The organism is Streptomyces sp. NPDC002232 (assembly GCF_042890295.1).
Taxonomy (GTDB): Bacteria; Actinomycetota; Actinomycetes; order Streptomycetales; family Streptomycetaceae; genus Streptomyces.
Genome location: NZ_JBIARV010000001.1, coordinates 251,376 through 265,888, shown reverse-complemented (window position 1 = coordinate 265,888; position 14,513 = coordinate 251,376). Strand labels below are relative to the sequence as shown.

The following is a 14,513-nucleotide window of genomic DNA, read 5'->3' as shown; positions in this document are numbered from 1 at the left end:
GCTGAGCAAGGGACGGGGCACCGCGCTCACTGTCCAGTGTGCGCGGTGCCCCGGAGCTTTCGTACGAACGACCGCGGACGGGCCGCAGAACAAAAGGGTACGAAACTTACTTCAGGCCGGGGTACAGCGGGTGCTTGTCCGCGAGCGCGGTGACCCGGGCCTTGAGGGAGGCGGCCTTGTCCGCGTCGAAGCCCGGCTTCAGGGTCTCGGCGATGACGTCGGCGACCTCGGCGAAGTCATCGGCCTGGAAGCCGCGGGTCGCGAGCGCCGGCGTGCCGATGCGCAGACCCGAGGTGACCATCGGCGGGCGCGGGTCGTTCGGAACGGCGTTCCGGTTGACCGTGATGCCGACCTCGTGGAGACGGTCCTCGGCCTGCTGGCCGTCCAGCTCCGAGTTCCGCAGGTCCACCAGGACCAGGTGGACGTCCGTGCCGCCGGACAGGACGGAGACGCCGTGGGCGGTGACGTCGTCCTGGACCAGGCGCTCGGCGAGCGCGCGGGCGCCGTCCAGGGTGCGCTGCTGGCGCTCCTTGAACTCCTCCGAGGCCGCGACCTTGAAGGAGACGGCCTTGGCCGCGATCACGTGCTCCAGCGGGCCGCCCTGGAATCCGGGGAAGACGGAGGAGTTCAGCTTCTTCGCGAACTCCTTCTTCGCCAGGATGATGCCGCCGCGCGGGCCGCCGAGCGTCTTGTGCGTGGTGGAGGTCACCACGTCCGCGTACGCGACCGGGTTCGGGTGCAGACCGGCGGCGACCAGGCCGGCGAAGTGGGCCATGTCGACCCACAGGTAGGCCTCGACCTCGTCCGCGATGCGGCGGAACTCGGCGAAGTCCAGCTGGCGCGGGTAGGCGGACCAGCCCGCGATGATCACCTTGGGGCGGTGCTCCTTGGCGAGGCGCTCGACCTCGGCCATGTCGACCAGACCGGCCTCGTCCACGTGGTACGCGACCACGTCGAACTGCTTGCCGGAGAAGTTCAGGCGCATGCCGTGGGTGAGGTGGCCGCCGTGCGCCAGGTCCAGGCCCAGGATCGTGTCGCCGGGCTGGGCGATCGCGAAGAGGGCGGCCTGGTTCGCGGAGGCGCCGGAGTGCGGCTGGACGTTGGCGTACTCGGCGCCGAACAGGTCCTTGATCCGGTCGATCGCGATCTGCTCGGCCACGTCGACGTGCTCGCAGCCGCCGTAGTAGCGGCGGCCGGGGTAGCCCTCGGCGTACTTGTTGGTGAGGACGGAGCCTTGGGCTTCCATGACCGCGACCGGAGCGAAGTTCTCCGAGGCGATCATCTCGAGGGTGGACTGCTGACGGCGGAGCTCGGCGTCGACGGCGGCGGCGACGTCGGGGTCCAGCTCGTGGAGGGGAGTGTTCAGAAGCGACATGAATCGATCCCTAGGGGTCTCGGGCCCGGTCTCAGCCGGCGGAGAACGCGGTGTACTCGTCGGCGGTGAGCAGCTCCTCCGGCTCACCCGCGACGCGCACCTTGAACAGCCAGCCACCCTCGAACGGAGCCGTGTTCACCAGCGACGGGTCGTCCACCACGTCCTGGTTGGCGGCGACGACCTCGCCCGTGACGGGGGAGTACAGGTCGCTCACGGACTTCGTCGACTCCAGCTCGCCGCAGGTCTCGCCCGCGGTGACGGTGTCGCCGACCTCGGGGAGCTGGGCGTAGACGACGTCACCGAGCGCGTTGGCCGCGAACTCCGTGATGCCGACGGTCGAGACGCCGTCCTCGGCGTCCGACAGCCACTCGTGCTCCTTGGTGTAGCGCAGCTGCTGGGGGTTGCTCATGACCTGATTCTCCTGGATCGGGGGAGTACTGATGAACGTGGGTCTCGCGGGATGAGACCGGGGATGAGACGACTGCGTCACTTCTGGCGCTTGTAGAACGGCAGCGCCACGACCTCGTAGGGCTCGTGGGTGCCGCGGATGTCCACCCCCGCGCCCGGGGTGCCGGGCGTGGCGTGCGCCGCGTCCACGTACGCCATCGCGATCGGCTTGCCGAGGGTCGGGGACGGCGCGCCGGAGGTGACCTCGCCGATGACCTCGCCGTCCTTGACTACCTGGAAGCCGGCGCGCGGGACCCGGCGGCCCTCGGCGATCAGGCCGACGAGCTTGCGCGGCGGGGCGCTCTCGGCGCGCTCGGCGGCCTTCTCCAGCGCCTCGCGGCCGACGAAGCGGCCCTCGTTGGTCGTCTTCTCGAACTTCACGACCCGGCCCAGGCCCGCGTCGAAGGGGGTGAGGGCGGTGGTCAGCTCGTGGCCGTACAGCGGCATGCCCGCCTCCAGGCGGAGCGTGTCGCGGCAGGACAGGCCGCACGGGATCAGGCCGACGCCCTCGCCCGCCTCGGTCAGCGCCCGCCACACGCCCTCGGCGTGCTCGGGCTTCAGGAACAGCTCGAAGCCGTCCTCACCGGTGTAGCCGGTGCGGGCGATCAGCGCCGGCACGCCCGCGACGGTGCCGGGCAGGCCGGCGTAGTACTTCAGGCCGTCCAGGTCGGCGTCGGTGACCGACTTCAGGATGCCGGGGGACTCCGGGCCCTGGACGGCGATCAGGGCGTACGCGTCGCGGTCGTCGCGGACCTCGGCGTCGAAACCGGCCGCGCGCTCGGTCAGGGCGTCGAGGACGACCTGGGCGTTGGAGGCGTTGGCGACGACCATGTACTCCGTCTCGCCGAGGCGGTAGACGATCAGGTCGTCGAGGATGCCGCCGTCCTCCCGGCAGATCATCGTGTAGCGGGCGCGGCCGTTGCCCACGGTCGAGATGTTGCCGACCAGGGCGAAGTCCAGGAGCTCCACGGCCTGCGGACCCGTGACCGTGATCTCGCCCATGTGCGAGAGGTCGAAGAGGCCGGCCCGGGTGCGGACGGCGTTGTGCTCGTCGCGCTCGCTGCCGTACCGGAGCGGCATGTCCCAGCCGGCGAAGTCGGTCATGGTCGCGCCCAGCGAACGATGCAGGGCATCGAGGGCGGTCAGACGGGGGGCAGTGCTCATGGGTGGCTCCCGGGTCCCAAGGGCGTGATCGGTGACGAAAACACATGACGGGCGAGGACGTCCTCCCCATCTGTCATGGAACCTGAGAGGTTCACCGAGGGCATCCTCGGCTTGCACCTTGGGTGGGGACACGACACGGTGTCCCGCTTTTCAGATCTGCCTCATCCACGCGGTACGGGGCCTGAGAGATTCAAGGGAGGGTCTTGCTCCTTCGGCGCCCGGACGCGCTCGGCGGTCCGGAACTCTCCCGCGCGGATTCGAGCGGCCGGTATGCGATTGTGCGGCGACTGTGCGCGCCTGGCGCGCACATCATTGCACGCGGTGTCGGCGGGGCAAATCGCTTGTGTCGCATTACTGATTCTTTACACTTCTTGGGCAAGGGTCTCCTCAGGTCTCCTGAGACCCGACAGGGGGAGCGCGATGAGGATCCAGCACACCGGCGCCTACGCCACCAGTACCGGCATACCGTCCCAGCGGGCGCGGGCCAGGAGCCGCCGCGGCCGTCTCCTGCGCGACCTGCGCGAGCGCGGCGGCCGGGGCCCCCGTGCCCTCACCTTCGCCGCCGGTGACCTCGTCGTCGTCTCCGGGCTGCCCGGCAGCGGCAAGTCCACCCTCATGAAGCGCGCCGCCGCGGACGGCGGCATCGACTCCCAGGACGCCCGCGAGCGCTGGGCGGCCCGCATGCCGCGCCTCCTGCCGTACGCGGTCTACCGGCCCCTCGTCCGGATCGCGCACTACGCCGGGCTGCGCCGGGTCCTGCGCTCCGGCGCCAGTGTGATCGTCCACGACTGCGGCACCCAGTCCTGGGTTCGCGGCTGGCTCGCCCGCGAGGCGAGACGGCGCGGCCGGGCCCTGCACCTGGTCCTCCTCGACGTCACCCCGGACACCGCGCGGGCCGGCCAGCAGGACCGGGGCCGGGGCGTCTCCGCGTACGCCTTCGCACGCCACCGGCGGGCCGTGGGCCGGCTCCTGCGGGCCGCCGAGGCCGGCAGCCTGCCGCACGGCTGCGCCTCGGTGACCCTCCTCGACCGGGACGCCGCCGACTCCCTCCACCGGATCGGCTTCCGCGAGGCGGCCTGAGGGGGGCATGGGGGAAACGGGCCCGGTCCCGAGGCGGGCCGGAGCGAGCCCGCCGGGGAAACGGGCCCAGGCCCCGAGACGGGGGTACGGGCGGTGTCCGACGGCCGTCCCGGGACGCCCGTACCCTTCACTTCTGGCCACGGCGGCGGCGGGGCGGCGTTAGGGTGCTGCCGGGCGGCCGGTGCGGCAGGCCGTGCGAGAAGGGGAAGAGCGACCGTGGACGTGACGTGGCCGGGCAACGAGCTCGAAGAGGTCCTTGCCGCCTCACTCGGCAACCCCGGGGCCGGCGGCCGGCTGGTCGAGGTGCTGGGCCGCAGCCAGGTCTGGGTGCCCCTGCCGAACGGCGGCGGCCCCGACAGCCCCGGCCTCGACCTCGCCACCCTGGAGATCGACGGCGCGGCCTACGTCCCCGTCTTCAGCTCCGAGCAGCAGTTCCTCGCCTGCGTCGGCGACCACATGTCCTTCACCGTCGCCCCCGCCCGTGACTTCGCCCGCGGCCTGCCCCCGCAGCTCGGCATCGCCGTGAACCCCGGCGGCACCGTCGGCGTCCCGCTGCCCCCGCCCGCCGTCGCCGAGCTCTGCCGCGCGGGCCGCACCCCGCTCGACGGCCCCGCCAGCGGCGGCCGCGTCCGACTCTTCGAGCCCGACTGGCAGGACGACCCCGTCGACTTCCTCGCCGCCGCCTCCGCCGAGTTCGAGGCCACCGGGGTCGTCGCCACCGCCCGCCGCGCCCTCGCCAGCGTCGAGGGCACCGAACCCGCCCTCTTCGTCGGCGTCCAGCTCACCGGCTGGGACGGCGTCGACCGGAACGCCCCCCTGGACGCCCTCGGCCGCGCGCTCGGCCGGATCGAGGTCGCCTGGCCGGTCAACCTCATCCTGCTCGACATGGCGCAGGACCCGGTCGGCGACTGGATGCTGGAGCGGGTGCGCCCCTTCTACCAGCGCGCCGCCGTGTGAGCGGCCCCCTGTTTAAGCTGAACTGAACTGGATCGCTGGACCGACGTACGTGGTGGACGGAAGAGGGGCGGGAAACACGGTGAGCGCGTCAGGCACCGCTTCGACCGGGACGGTCGAGCACATGCTGCGCCAGGTGGCACCCGGACGCTACGACGCGTACGAGCAGTTGCTGCACGCCCTCGCCGACGGCGAGCTCTGGATGCTGCTGTGGCAGGGCGCCCCCGGCTCGCCCGACGCCCAGTACGGGAACATGGAGGTCGACGGCTTCGGCTACGCGCCCTGCGTCACCTCCGCCCAGGAACTCGCCGCCTCCGGCTGGAACCGCGCGCACGAGCTCGTCACCGGCCGCGACATCGCCCGCGCGCTCTACCCCGACCGCTGGGGCGTCTGGCTCAATCCGCACGCCCCCGGCGGCGGCGTCGGCATCCCCTGGGCCGACCTGCGGCGCATCGCCACCGGCCTCGACCGGATGCCCGCCGGACCGCTGCGCGTCACCGAGCCCGCCCTGGAGATCCCGCAGTTCTACGCCCTGCTCACGCAGAACGCGCACCGCACCCCGGCCGTCCGGGCGCTGCGCCGCGGCTGGGTGCAGCCGGCGCTCGGCTCCCCGTACCTCGCCATCGGCCTCGACCTGTACGACACCTCCGCCGCGGCCGTCGACACGGTCCGCTCGATGATGCGCCAGTCGATCGGCTCCGTCCCCGACGGACTGCCCGTCTCGACCGTCGCCCTCTCCGACGCGTACGACCCCGTCGCGCTCTGGCTGCGGGCGAACGCGCGTCCCTTCTACGACCGCGAGGCGCACGCCGGACGCGGATCCGCCGCCGTGCCGGGGTACGGATACCCGCCACCGGCCCCGTCCGGATACTGAGACGTCCCTCGTGTCCCACTTGTCGCCAAAGGCCTCCGGAGTCCGCTCCGGAGGCCTTCGTTCACCCCAATACGACCGTGCGCGGCACGAGTTGAGCGACATGTCCGATTGCGGGGAAGAGGGCCCCGGTTGGTCCGCTCACGTGATCACGACGTCCGCATAACGGAAGTCGCAGCACCGCATCACGTTTGAGCAACCATTCCTCGCCAGGGCTGGCGGGTGATCACAAGCGCATTGAAGACTCCCCGGAACACCGGGCGTTCGGCTCCTTTCGAGCAGGTGCCCAGCATGTTGTTCCACCGAGCCGCCACCCGCGGCGGGCAAGGGCCGGCTACCGGCGGCCGAGAGGGGTCCTCACCACGATGACGGCACCACTGCGCGAGACGAGTGCGGGCGAGGCGACCGCCACCGTCGACGGCGCGCCCGGCATTCCGGACCACTCCGGCGCCTCCGGCACGGCGATCGAGGGGCGCTCGCCCTGGAAGATCGCCTGGACCCGCCTCAAGCGCGACAAACTGGCCCTCGCGGGCGCCTTCGTCGTCCTCTTCCTCATCCTCGTCGCGATCTTCGCACCGGTCATCGTCGGCCTCCTCGGCCACCCGCCGGACGAGTTCCACGAGGACCAGATCGACCCGCTCTTCGGTACGCCCATCGGATCCTGGGGCGGCGTCAGTTCCGACTTCCTCTTCGGCGTCGAGCCCGTCAACGGCCGCGACGTCTTCAGCCGGATCGTCTACGGCGCCCGGATCTCCCTGCTCGTCGCCTTCCTCGCGGCGGTCTTCGCGGTCTTCCTCGGCACCGTCCTCGGCGTCATCGCCGGCTACTTCGGCGGCTGGGTCGACGCCGCCCTCAGCCGGATCATGGACGTCATGCTCGCCTTCCCGCAGCTGCTGTTCACGATCGCCCTGGTCTCGGTGCTGCCCAACCAGTTCCTCGGCCTGGACGGATCGGGCGTGCGCATCGCCGCGCTCGTCGTCGTGATCGGCTTCTTCGGCTGGCCCTACGTCGGCCGCATCGTCCGCGGCCAGACCCTCTCGCTGCGCAACCGCGAGTACGTCGAGGCCGCCCAGAGCCTCGGCGCGGGACGCCTCTACATCCTGCGCCGCGAGCTGCTGCCGAACCTGCTCGCCCCGATCATGGTCTACGCGACCCTGATGATCCCGACCAACATCCTCACCGAAGCGGCGCTCAGCTTCCTCGGCGCGGGTGTGAAGCCCCCCACCGCTTCCTGGGGCCAGATGCTGTCGACGGCCATCACCACCTACGAGTCGGACCCCCTCTTCATGGTGATCCCCGGCCTCGCGATCTTCATCACCGTTCTGGCGTTCAACCTCTTCGGCGACGGCGTGCGTGACGCGCTCGACCCGAAGGGCTCCCGCTGATCGTTCGCCGACGACACGCAAGACCCGCCCCTGCCGCAGGCGACAGGAGGCCCACCCCAATCGGCGGACCGCCGTGACGGCCCCGCCACTATCCCGGAGGTTGCTGGACCCATGCTGAAGAGCTCTCAGCGCAGAATCGCCGCGGGCGCGCTGCTTGCCGCGGCCACGATGGTCGTCACCACCGCCTGTGGCGGCGGCAACGGCGACGGTGGCGACAAGGGCAAGACGGGCGCGGCCGGCTTCGACGCCGCCGTGAACAAGGTCGCCAACGCGTCCGACAAGAAGGGCGGCGAGCTGAAGTTCATCGGCTCGCAGGAGGCCGACAACTGGGACCCCCAGCGCGGCTACTACGGGTTCGTGTGGGACTTCGCCCGCTACTACACCCGTCAGCTCGTCACCTTCAAGGCCGAGCCGGGCGCCGCCTCCACCGAGCTGGTCCCGGACCTCGCCACCGACGCGGGCAAGGTCTCGGCCGACGGCCTCACCTACACCTTCACGCTGAAGGACGGGGTGACCTGGGAGGACGGCAAGCCGATCACCTCCAAGGACATCAAGTACGGCATCGAGCGCATCTGGGCCCAGGACGTCATCTCCGGCGGCCCGATCTACCTCCAGCAGGTCCTCGACCCCAAGGGCGAGTACAAGGGCCCGTACAAGGACACCGCCGCGGACAAGCTCGGCCTCAAGGCGATCGAGACCCCGGACGACAAGACCATCATCTTCAAGCTCCCGGTCGCCAACGGTGACTTCCTCCAGATGCTGGCCATGCCGGCGGCCTCCCCGGTCCGCCAGGACAAGGACACCAAGGCCAAGTACGGCCTGAAGCCCTTCTCCTCCGGCCCGTACAAGTGGGACTCCTACACCCCCAACAAGTCCATCAAGCTGGTCCGCAACGACAAGTGGGACGCCAAGACGGACACCGTCCGCAAGGCCCTGCCGGACAAGATCAGCGTCACGTTCACCACGAACGCCGACGACATGGACAACCGCCTGGTCGAGGGCGAGTACGACCTCGACATCAACGCGACGGGCGTCGGCGCCGCCGCGCGCCAGAAGGTGCTCCAGCAGCACAAGGGCAACGTCGACAACCCGCAGACGGGCTTCATCCGCTACGCGGTCTTCCCGCAGACGGTGATCCCCAACATCGAGTGCCGCAAGGCGATCATCTACGCCGCCGACTCGAAGTCCCTCCAGACCGCCCGCGGCGGCCCGCAGGCCGGTGGCGACATCGCCTCCAACATGCTGCCGCCGGCCATCAAGGGCGCCGACCCGAAGGCCGACCCGTACGGCAAGCTCGGTGGCGCCCCGGACCTGGTCAAGGCCAAGGACGCGCTGAAGAAGTGCGGCAAGCCGAACGGCTTCAAGACCACGATCGCGGTCCGCAACAACAAGAAGATCGAGATCGCGACCGCCGAGTCCCTCCAGCAGTCGCTGGCCAAGGTCGGCATCGAGGCCCAGATCGACCAGTTCGACGGCGCCCAGACCTCCGGCATCATCGGTTCGCCGAAGGTGGTCAAGGAGAAGGGCTACGGCATCATCATCATGGGCTGGGGCGCCGACTTCCCGACCGGTCAGGGCTTCCTCCAGCCGCTGGTCGACGGCCGCTTCATCCTCCAGAGCGGTAACAACAACTTCTCGGAGCTGAACGACAAGGCCGTCAACGGCCTGTTCGACCAGGCGCTGAAGGAGACCGACCCGACCAAGGCCGGCGAGCTCTACAAGCAGATCAACACGAAGGTGTCGGAGGCCGCGGTCTACCTGCCCTTCACCCACGAGAAGAACATCATCTGGCGCAGCTCCCGGCTGACCAACGTCTACACGGCGGACGCCTACAACGGCCGCTACGACTACGCGTCGCTCGGCGTCGTCAAGTAATCCGACCCGCTTCACCGGCGCACCACCCGCCGCCAGGTCCGAAGGGCAGGTGATGGCCGCCCCGGCGGCCGGGGAACCCGATCGGGTTCCCCGGCCGCCGACCGGCCGACCGCATGCTTGCATACATAGTCCGACGGCTCTTCGCAGTCGTCGCGATGCTGCTCGTCGTCACGCTCGTGACGCTCAGCATCTTCTTCCTCATCCCCAAGATGACCGGCAGCGACCCTGCCGCGATGTTCGTCGGCAAGCAGGCGGATCCGGCTTCCATCGAGGCCATCCGGCAGAAGCTGGGCCTGGACGAGCCGATCCTGGTGCAGTTCTGGCACTTCGTCTCCGGCATCTTCGTCGGCCGGGACTACACCGGCGGCGGCGACACCATCCACTGCGCCGCGCCCTGCTTCGGGTACTCGTTCCGTACCGAGCAGGACGTCTGGAGCATGCTGGTCGACGCCTTCCCGGTCACCCTGTCCATGGTCGTCGGCGCGGCCGTGCTGTGGCTGGTCCTCGGCGTCTCCACCGGCGTGGTCTCCGCGCTCAAGCGGGGCACGCTCATCGACCGCGCGGCGATGATCACCGCGCTCGCCGGCGTCTCGCTCCCCATCTTCTTCACCGCCATGCTGGCGATGCTCGTCTTCCGCACCCAGCTCCACTGGGTCGACGCCTCGTACGTGCCGATCACCGAGTCCTTCGGTGGCTGGTTCGGCGGACTGCTCCTGCCCTGGGTCACCCTCGCCTTCCTGTACGCGGCGATGTACGCGCGCCTCACCCGCGCCACCATGCTGGAGGTCCTCGGCGAGGACTACATCCGCACCGCGCGGGCCAAGGGTCTGCCGGAGCCGGTCGTGCTCGGCAAGCACGCCATGCGCTCCACCATGACCCCCATCCTGACCATCTTCGGCATGGACCTCGGCGCCCTCATCGGCGGCGCGATCCTGACCGAGACCGCGTTCAGCCTCCACGGCCTCGGCGGCCTCGCCATCAAGGGCGTGAGCGAGCGTGACCTGCCGCTGATCCTGGCCGTCACCCTCATCACGGCCTCCTGCGTCGTCATCGCCAACCTCGTCGTGGACCTCCTGTACGCGGTGATCGACCCCCGAGTGAGGCTCGCATGACGGACAAGCTGACGAAGACGGGCGCGGCCCTGGGCGAGCCCGTCGACACCGGGACGTCCGCCCCGTCCGAGGCCTTCCTCGACGTGCGCGACCTGAAGATCCACTTCCCGACCGACGACGGTCTCGTCAAGTCGGTCGACGGCCTCAGCTTCCAGCTGGAGAAGGGCAAGACCCTCGGCATCGTGGGCGAGTCCGGCTCCGGCAAGTCGGTCACCTCGCTCGGCATCATGGGCCTGCACACCGTCGGACAGTACGGCCGGCAGAAGGCGCGGATCTCCGGCGAGATCTGGCTCAACGGCCGCGAGCTGCTCTCCGCGGACCCGGACGAGGTCCGCCGGATGCGCGGCCGCGAGATGGCGATGATCTTCCAGGACCCGCTGTCCGCGATGCACCCGTACTACTCGGTCGGCAACCAGATCGTGGAGGCGTACCGCATCCACAACGACGTCGACAAGAAGACGGCGAAGAGGCGGGCCGTCGAACTCCTCGACCGGGTCGGCATCCCCGAGCCCGCGAAGCGGTTCGACAACTACCCGCACGAGTTCTCCGGCGGCATGCGCCAGCGCGCGATGATCGCCATGGCGCTCGTCAACAACCCCGAACTGCTCATTGCCGACGAGCCGACCACCGCGCTCGACGTCACCGTGCAGGCGCAGATCCTCGACCTGATGCGGGACCTCCAGAAGGAGTTCGGCTCCGCGGTGGTCATCATCACTCACGACCTCGGCGTCGTCGCCGAGCTCGCCGACGACATCCTCGTCATGTACGGCGGGCGCTGCGTCGAGCGCGGACCGGCCGAGTCCGTCTTCTACGAGCCGCAGCACCCCTACACCTGGGGCCTGCTCGGCTCGATGCCGAGGATCGACCGGGAGCAGACCGAGCGGCTCATCCCGGTCAAGGGCAACCCGCCCAGCCTCATCAACATCCCGAGCGGCTGCGCCTTCAACCCCCGCTGCCCGTACGCGGACGTCCCCAAGGGCGGCATCACGCGCACCCAGCGACCGGAGCTGGCACCGGCCGGGGACCGCCACTTCTCGGCATGCCACATGCCGCAGGAGGAGCGGACCCGCATCTGGACCGAAGAGATTGCGCCGAAACTGTGAGCGACAACATCGAGCCCCTGCTCAAGGTCACCGGCCTGAAGAAGCACTTCCCCATCAAGAAGGGGCTGCTCCAGCGCCAGACCGGTGCCGTCAAGGCGGTCGACGGCCTCGACTTCGAGGTCTACCCCGGTGAGACCCTCGGCGTCGTCGGCGAGTCCGGCTGCGGCAAGTCGACGATGGGCCGGCTCATCACCCGGCTCCTCGAACCGACCGACGGCACCGTCGAGTTCCAGGGCAAGGACATCTCGCACCTCGGCGTCTCGGGCATGCGCCCGTTCCGCCGGGACATCCAGATGATCTTCCAGGACCCGTACGGCTCGCTGAACCCGCGCCACACGGTCGGCTCGATCGTCTCGGCCCCCTTCAAGCTCCAGGGCGTCGAGCCCGAGGGCGGCGTGAAGAAGGAGGTCCAGCGCCTGCTGGGCCTGGTCGGCCTCAACCCCGAGCACTACAACCGCTACCCGCACGAGTTCTCCGGCGGCCAGCGCCAGCGCATCGGCATCGCCCGCGCCCTGGCCCTGAAGCCGAAGCTGGTCGTCGCGGACGAGCCCGTCTCGGCCCTGGACGTCTCCATCCAGGCGCAGGTGGTGAACCTCCTGGACGACCTCCAGAAGGAGCTCGGCCTCACGTACGTGATCATCGCCCACGACCTCTCCGTGATCCGGCACGTCTCGGACCGCATCGCGGTGATGTACCTGGGCAAGGTCGTGGAGCTGGCGGACCGCAAGTCCCTGTACGAGTCGCCCATGCACCCGTACACCCGGGCCCTGATGTCCGCGGTCCCGATCCCGGACCCGCGCCGCCGGGGTGCCAAGAGCGACCGGATCCTGCTGAAGGGCGACGTCCCGTCCCCGATCGCCCCGCCGCCGGGCTGCCGCTTCCACACCCGGTGCTGGAAGGCCACGGACCTGTGCAAGACCCAGGAGCCCCCGCTCCTGGAACTCCGCCCGGGCCAGCGAGTCGCCTGCCACCACCCGGAGAACGCGGAGCCGGTCACGATCCCGGCGGCCCGCGAGTCGTCGACCCCGCCGCCGCCGGAACCCGCAGCCCCCGAAAAGTAGCCGCGTGGGCGCCCGTTGTGGGCAATCGTTCCGCTGGGGCGATGGGGGTCCCCCCTGCTCGAGCGAAGCCGAGAGCTTGGGGGAGGGTGGGCACAACGGAACGGCGCCCTTGCCGGCGCGGGAGGCCCTTGTGCCCTGACCCGCACCTCCGTGCACGGTCACTGGGTGGTGCGGGCCAGGGCACAGTTCGCGGAGGCGCCGCTGAGGGGCGCCGTCCCGTGTGCCCACCCGTCCCGCCCAGCGGGACGATTGCCCACACGGGGGCGGGCGAAGGCCCACGCGGGCGCGGGAGCACCACGCCGGCGCCGCCGCGGGCCCCACACGGGACGGGGCTCGGGCGTAGCCGCGTCCCCCACACGCGCGGGCCCAGGGCCACCGTCCCGCAGCCGACGCGGCCGCCCCCACCACACCGGCCGCCCCACCCCGCCGCACCCGGGACAATGACCCCGTGCTCCACGAACTGTTCACCCCCTCCGTCCAACACGCCCTCGACCTCGTCGGCATCTTCGTCTTCGCCATCTCCGGCGCCCTCCTCGCCGTCCGCAAGAACTTCGACGTCTTCGGCATCGCCGTCCTCGCCGAGGTCACCGCCCTCGGCGGCGGTCTCTTCCGCGACCTGGTCATCGGCGCCGTACCCCCCGCCGCCTTCACCGATCTCGGCTACTTCCTGATGCCGCTGATCGCGGCGGTCCTCGTCTTCTTCCTCCACCCGGAGGTCGAGCGCACCCAGACGGCGGTGAACGTCTTCGACGCGGCGGGCCTCGGGCTGTTCTGCGTGACCGGCACGATCAAGGCGTACGACTACGGCCTGGGCCTCACCTCCTCCGCCGCGCTGGGCCTGGCGACCGCGGTCGGCGGCGGTGTGCTGAGGGACGTGCTGGCGAACGAGGTCCCGTCGCTGCTGCGCTGGGACCGGGACCTGTACGCCGTCCCGGCGATCGTGGGCGCGACGATGGTCGTGCTGTGCATCCGGTTCGACACCCTCAACGCGTTCACGAGCGGCACCGCCGTCGTGACCGCCTTCGTCCTGCGCCTGCTCGCCCTGCGCTTCGAGTGGCGGGCGCCCCGCGCCTGGAACCGGCGCTCGTCCGCGAGCGAGGAACCCGAAAAAGCTACCGCTCAGTAGCTACCTGCGGTACCGTCGGAGCCATGAGCACGAGCACCGAGCCGGCCGCCGCCGTCACGAGCGAGTTCGACCGCGACACCGCCGTCACCCTGAGGGAGACCGGCGTGTACGACGCCGAGCTCTCCGCCGGCTGGACGATCATCCACGCCGTCAACGGCGGCTACCTCCTCGCCCTGCTCGGCCGCGCCCTCGGCGACCACCTCCCGCACCCGGACCCGTTCACGATCTCGGCGCACTACCTCACGCCGTCCGTGCCGGGCCCCGCGGTGATCCGGACGCAGACCGTCCGATCCGGCCGCACGCTCTCCACCGGCCAGGCCTCCCTCTTCCAGTACGCCGAGGACGGCACCGAGGTCGAGCGCATCCGCGTGCTCGCCTCGTACGGGGACCTCGACGCGCTCCCCGACGACGTCCGCACCTCCGCGACGCCGCCGGAGATGGCCCCGATCGAGAACTGCTTCAGCGCGGCGGACAACCCGGCCCCGAGGATCCCCGGCTCCTCCGCCATCGCGGACCGCCTGGACCTCCGCCTGGACCCGTCCTGCGTCGGCTGGGCGGTCGGCGCGCCCTCGGGCCGGGGCGAGATGCGGGCGTGGTTCGGCCTGGCCGACGGCCGCGAGCCCGACGCCCTCTCGCTGCTGCTCGCGGTCGACGCGCTGCCGCCGACCTCCTTCGAACTGGGTCTCCAGGGCTGGACGCCGACGGTCGAGCTCACGACCCATGTGCGCTGCCGTCCGGCCCCGGGCCTGCTGCGGGTCTCGATCACCACGCGGAACCTGGCGGGCGGTTTCCTGGAGGAGGACGCGGAGGTCTGGGACACCGCGAACCGCCTGGTGGCCCAGTCCCGCCAACTCGCCCGAGCCCCCCGCGCCTGACTCCTGCACTTGGCGTGCCCGGCCCCTGACCCCGCACTCGGCGGGCCACTGGACCGGGCGGGCCCCGGCAGTGCCAGGCCCCAGG

13 protein-coding genes and 1 riboswitch are annotated in these 14,513 nt (G+C 70.8%); of the genes, 10 read left to right on the top strand and 3 right to left on the bottom strand.

The annotated features are described in order from the left end of the window. Positions 1–106: 106 nt before the first annotated feature. The 3 genes from glyA to gcvT all read right to left on the bottom strand — a co-directional run bounded on the left by glyA (position 107) and on the right by gcvT (position 2,986). Entirely contained in the window at positions 107–1,375 is a 1,269-nt protein-coding gene (gene glyA / locus ACFYXU_RS01180) for a serine hydroxymethyltransferase (protein ID WP_389408091.1), read from the bottom strand. 31 nt (positions 1,376–1,406) lie between these two features. Further along, positions 1,407–1,784 (bottom strand): glycine cleavage system protein GcvH, encoded by a 378-nt coding sequence (gcvH, locus tag ACFYXU_RS01175; RefSeq protein WP_329850412.1) that lies wholly within the window; start codon positions 1,782–1,784, stop codon positions 1,407–1,409. A 77-nt stretch (positions 1,785–1,861) separates the two neighbouring features. After that, on the bottom strand, positions 1,862–2,986 hold the full coding sequence (gene gcvT / locus ACFYXU_RS01170) for a glycine cleavage system aminomethyltransferase GcvT (protein WP_376515336.1): 1,125 nt from the start codon (positions 2,984–2,986) through the stop codon (positions 1,862–1,864). 160 nt (positions 2,987–3,146) lie between these two features. After that, positions 3,147–3,246, bottom strand: a riboswitch (glycine riboswitch). A 160-nt stretch (positions 3,247–3,406) separates the two neighbouring features. On the opposite strand from gcvT, the gene ACFYXU_RS01165 reads away from it, so the two are divergent. The 10 genes from ACFYXU_RS01165 (at position 3,407) to ACFYXU_RS01120 (ending at position 14,428) form a co-directional block, all read left to right on the top strand. Further along, positions 3,407–4,066: an AAA family ATPase gene (locus ACFYXU_RS01165; RefSeq protein WP_376515333.1), complete on the top strand. Its 660-nt coding sequence runs from the start codon at positions 3,407–3,409 to the stop codon at positions 4,064–4,066. Between the two features lie 216 nt (positions 4,067–4,282). After that, the gene (locus ACFYXU_RS01160; RefSeq protein ID WP_329850407.1) at positions 4,283–5,023 is read left to right on the top strand and encodes an enhanced serine sensitivity protein SseB; all 741 of its coding nucleotides are present in this window, start codon (positions 4,283–4,285) and stop codon (positions 5,021–5,023) included. Between the two features lie 79 nt (positions 5,024–5,102). Then, entirely contained in the window at positions 5,103–5,894 is a 792-nt protein-coding gene (locus tag ACFYXU_RS01155) for an enhanced serine sensitivity protein SseB C-terminal domain-containing protein (RefSeq protein ID WP_376515331.1), read from the top strand. A gap of 362 nt (positions 5,895–6,256) precedes the next feature. Continuing rightward, positions 6,257–7,276 carry an ABC transporter permease gene (locus tag ACFYXU_RS01150; protein ID WP_329850403.1) on the top strand — a complete coding sequence of 340 codons (1,020 nt, stop codon included), beginning with the start codon at positions 6,257–6,259 and terminating at the stop codon, positions 7,274–7,276. 111 nt (positions 7,277–7,387) lie between these two features. Continuing rightward, on the top strand, positions 7,388–9,151 hold the full coding sequence (locus ACFYXU_RS01145; protein WP_389456147.1) for an ABC transporter substrate-binding protein: 1,764 nt from the start codon (positions 7,388–7,390) through the stop codon (positions 9,149–9,151). A 113-nt stretch (positions 9,152–9,264) separates the two neighbouring features. Then, the gene (locus ACFYXU_RS01140; protein ID WP_329850400.1) at positions 9,265–10,263 is read left to right on the top strand and encodes an ABC transporter permease; all 999 of its coding nucleotides are present in this window, start codon (positions 9,265–9,267) and stop codon (positions 10,261–10,263) included. Further along, positions 10,260–11,366, top strand: a complete 1,107-nt coding sequence (locus ACFYXU_RS01135; protein WP_376513547.1) for an ABC transporter ATP-binding protein — start codon at positions 10,260–10,262, stop codon at positions 11,364–11,366. Before ACFYXU_RS01140 ends, ACFYXU_RS01135 begins: the two co-directional genes overlap by 4 nt. Then, positions 11,363–12,427 carry an ABC transporter ATP-binding protein gene (locus tag ACFYXU_RS01130; RefSeq protein WP_389456145.1) on the top strand — a complete coding sequence of 355 codons (1,065 nt, stop codon included), beginning with the start codon at positions 11,363–11,365 and terminating at the stop codon, positions 12,425–12,427. The genes ACFYXU_RS01135 and ACFYXU_RS01130 overlap by 4 nt, the downstream gene beginning before the upstream one ends. A 448-nt stretch (positions 12,428–12,875) precedes the next feature. Further along, the gene (locus tag ACFYXU_RS01125; protein ID WP_329850394.1) at positions 12,876–13,553 is read left to right on the top strand and encodes a trimeric intracellular cation channel family protein; all 678 of its coding nucleotides are present in this window, start codon (positions 12,876–12,878) and stop codon (positions 13,551–13,553) included. Positions 13,554–13,576: 23 nt separating this feature from the next. Next, positions 13,577–14,428: a thioesterase family protein gene (locus tag ACFYXU_RS01120; protein WP_389456143.1), complete on the top strand. Its 852-nt coding sequence runs from the start codon at positions 13,577–13,579 to the stop codon at positions 14,426–14,428. The last annotated feature ends 85 nt before the right edge of the window (positions 14,429–14,513 follow it).